Source organism: Enterobacter sp. 04-C-12-SI-ECC (assembly GCF_047530715.1).
Lineage (GTDB): Bacteria > Pseudomonadota > Gammaproteobacteria > Enterobacterales > Enterobacteriaceae > Enterobacter > Enterobacter bugandensis.
On the sequence record NZ_JBLKDI010000044.1, the window covers coordinates 1 to 3,423 of the forward strand.

Consider the following 3,423-nt stretch of genomic DNA (forward strand, 5'->3'; position numbering starts at 1 on the left):
TATTACGCTTTCCTCTTTCAGAGTCAACCCGTTATTTCAGGATTTTTTCTCTTCAACCGACCGGGTTAACTGTGAAGTGATTCACATCCGCCGTGTCGATGGAGGCGCATTATAGGGAGTTATCCGCGGGCCGCAACCGCTAAATGACAGAAAAATGACTGACTGCTGCATTCCCCAGCAAAACCCCTCCTTATACCCTTTTACACACAGAGTTATCCACAGCGCTTCGAAAAAGTGAAAATATGCGAGCGTTGCGCAAACGTTTTCGTTAAAATGCTCGCGCTTAACAAGGAGGCCTCGTCAGGTGTGTTAGATGAGTTTTTCGCTGGAAAATTCATCTAACGCTCTCTGTAATCGTGAAATCCAGGGGATTTACCATGCAACAACGTCGTCCAGTCCGCCGCGCTCTGCTCAGTGTTTCTGATAAAGCCGGTATCGTCGAATTCGCTCAGGCACTTTCCGCACGCGGTGTGGAGCTGCTTTCTACAGGCGGTACCGCTCGCCTGTTAGCAGATAAAGGTCTGCCGGTAACCGAAGTGTCCGACTACACCGGTTTCCCGGAAATGATGGATGGACGCGTCAAAACCCTGCATCCGAAAGTGCACGGCGGCATTCTGGGCCGTCGCGGTCAGGACGACGGCATTATGGAACAGCATGATATCGCGCCTATCGATATGGTTGTTGTTAACCTCTACCCGTTTGCCCAGACCGTCGCCCGCGAAGGCTGCTCTCTGGAAGATGCGGTTGAGAATATTGATATTGGCGGCCCAACCATGGTGCGCTCCGCGGCGAAGAACCATAAAGATGTGGCCATCGTGGTGAAGAGCAGCGACTACAGCGCCATTATTAATGAGATGGATGCTAACGACGGCTCCCTCACTCTCGAAACCCGCTTCGACCTTGCGATTAAGGCGTTCGAACACACCGCCGCGTACGACAGCATGATTGCCAACTACTTCGGTAGCCTGGTTCCTGCCTACCACGGTGAAAGCAAAGATCCTTCTGGCCGCTTCCCGCGCACCCTGAACCTGAACTTCATTAAGAAGCAGGATATGCGTTACGGTGAGAACAGCCACCAGCAGGCTGCCTTCTATATAGAAGAAGAGGTCAAGGAAGCCTCCGTTGCGACCGCACAGCAGGTTCAGGGCAAAGCCCTTTCCTATAACAACATTGCCGACACCGACGCCGCACTGGAATGCGTGAAAGAGTTCAGCGAGCCGGCCTGCGTTATCGTCAAGCACGCCAACCCGTGCGGCGTTGCGGTAAGCACCTCTATTCTGGATGCCTACGATCGCGCCTACAAAACCGACCCGACCTCCGCATTCGGCGGCATTATTGCCTTCAACCGCGAGCTGGATGCCGAGACCGCGCAGGCCATTATCTCCCGCCAGTTTGTCGAAGTGATCATCGCGCCGTCCGCGTCCGAAGAAGCGCTGAAAATCACCTCGGCGAAACAGAACGTGCGCGTACTGGTTTGCGGCCAGTGGGCGGAGCGCGTGCCGGGCCTGGACTTCAAGCGCGTGAACGGCGGTCTGCTGGTTCAGGATCGCGATTTGGGTATGGTGACAGAAGCCGACCTGCGCGTGGTGACCAAACGACAGCCGACCGAACAGGAGCTGCGCGACGCGCTGTTCTGCTGGAAAGTGGCGAAGTTCGTGAAGTCTAACGCCATTGTCTACGCAAAAGAGAACATGACCATCGGGATAGGCGCAGGCCAGATGAGCCGCGTTTACTCTGCGAAAATCGCGGGTATTAAAGCAGGTGACGAAGGCCTGGAAGTGAAAGGCTCCGCCATGGCCTCTGACGCCTTCTTCCCGTTCCGTGACGGTATCGATGCTGCGGCTGCGGTGGGCATCACCTGTGTGATCCAGCCTGGCGGCTCTATCCGCGACGACGAGGTGATTGCCGCTGCCGACGAACACGGCATCGCAATGATCTTCACCGACATGCGCCACTTCCGCCATTAATTCCCGGAGCAGAAAATGAAAGTATTAGTGATTGGTAACGGCGGGCGCGAGCACGCTCTGGCGTGGAAAGCGGCGCAGTCTCCGCAGGTTAAAACCGTCTTCGTGGCACCGGGTAACGCCGGTACCGCACTGGAACCCGCGCTGCAGAACGTGGCTATCGGCGTGACCGATATCCCGGCGCTGCTGAGCTTTGCCCAGACCGAGAACATCGATCTGACCATCGTCGGCCCGGAAGCGCCGCTGGTAATTGGCGTGGTTGACGCCTTCCGCGCTGCGGGCCTGAAAATCTTCGGCCCAACGGAAGGTGCCGCACAGCTGGAAGGCTCCAAAGCCTTCACCAAAGATTTCCTCGCGCGTCATAACATTCCGACGGCGGAGTATCAGAACTTCACCGACGTCGAGCCCGCGCTGGCTTACCTGCGTGAAAAAGGCGCGCCGATTGTCATCAAAGCCGACGGTCTGGCCGCCGGGAAAGGCGTTATCGTGGCGATGACGCTCGAAGAAGCCGAAGCGGCCGTTCAGGATATGCTGGCAGGCAACGCCTTTGGCGACGCGGGCCACCGCATCGTGATCGAAGAGTTCCTCGACGGCGAAGAGGCGAGCTTTATCGTAATGGTCGACGGCGAGCACGTTCTGCCGATGGCCACCAGCCAGGATCACAAGCGCGTTGGCAATGGCGATACCGGCCCCAACACCGGCGGGATGGGCGCTTACTCCCCTGCTCCCGTTGTTACCGATGAGGTGCATCAGCGCACCATGGACCGCATCATCTGGCCTACCGTGAAGGGCATGGCGGCGGAAGGCAATACCTACACCGGTTTCCTCTACGCGGGCCTGATGATTGACAAGCAGGGTAACCCGAAGGTGATTGAATTCAACTGCCGCTTCGGCGATCCGGAAACCCAGCCCATCATGCTGCGCATGAAATCCGACCTGGTGGATCTGTGTCTGGCGGCCTGCGAAGGCAAGCTGGACGAGAAAACCTCAGAGTGGGACGAGCGTGCGTCTCTGGGCGTGGTGATTGCTGCGGGTGGCTATCCGGGGAACTACAGCACCGGAGATGAGATCCACGGCCTGCCGCTGGAAGAGATTGACGGCGCGAAGGTGTTCCACGCCGGTACGAAGCTGGCTGACGACGACCGCGTGCTCACCAACGGCGGCCGCGTGCTGTGTGCGACCGCACTGGGCCAGACCGTGGCAGAAGCGCAAAAACGCGCCTATGCGCTAATGGCGGATATTCACTGGAACGGCAGCTTCAGCCGTCAGGATATCGGTTATCGTGCTATTGCGCGGGAGCAGGGGGAGTAATTTCCCCCTCACCCTAACCCTCTCCCTTGTACGGTCCGGGGACATAGTGAACACTTGTTCGGGGACATGGTAGACACTTACAACTGAGGCATAAGAACCCGTTTATGGAGTCGCTTATGCCCTGGGATGCGAGAGATACCATGTCATT

Annotated in this window: 2 protein-coding genes; both read left to right on the plus strand. The window is 57.4% G+C overall.

What is annotated here, in order from left to right:
- The first annotated feature begins 377 nt into the window (after nt 1-377).
- Nucleotides 378-1,967: a bifunctional phosphoribosylaminoimidazolecarboxamide formyltransferase/IMP cyclohydrolase gene (gene purH / locus ACMWL8_RS24995; protein ID WP_028015111.1), complete on the plus strand. Its 1,590-nt coding sequence runs from the start codon at nt 378-380 to the stop codon at nt 1,965-1,967.
- 15 nt (nt 1,968-1,982) lie between these two features.
- Nucleotides 1,983-3,275: a phosphoribosylamine--glycine ligase gene (gene purD, locus ACMWL8_RS25000; RefSeq protein ID WP_045261355.1), complete on the plus strand. Its 1,293-nt coding sequence runs from the start codon at nt 1,983-1,985 to the stop codon at nt 3,273-3,275.
- The last annotated feature ends 148 nt before the right edge of the window (nt 3,276-3,423 follow it).

Coding starts and splice junctions, on each gene's coding strand:
- purH (WP_028015111.1), top strand. CDS start 378: ATGCAACAACGTCGTCCAGTCCGCCGCGCTCTGCTCAGTGTTTCTGAT.
- purD (WP_045261355.1), top strand. CDS start 1,983: ATGAAAGTATTAGTGATTGGTAACGGCGGGCGCGAGCACGCTCTGGCG.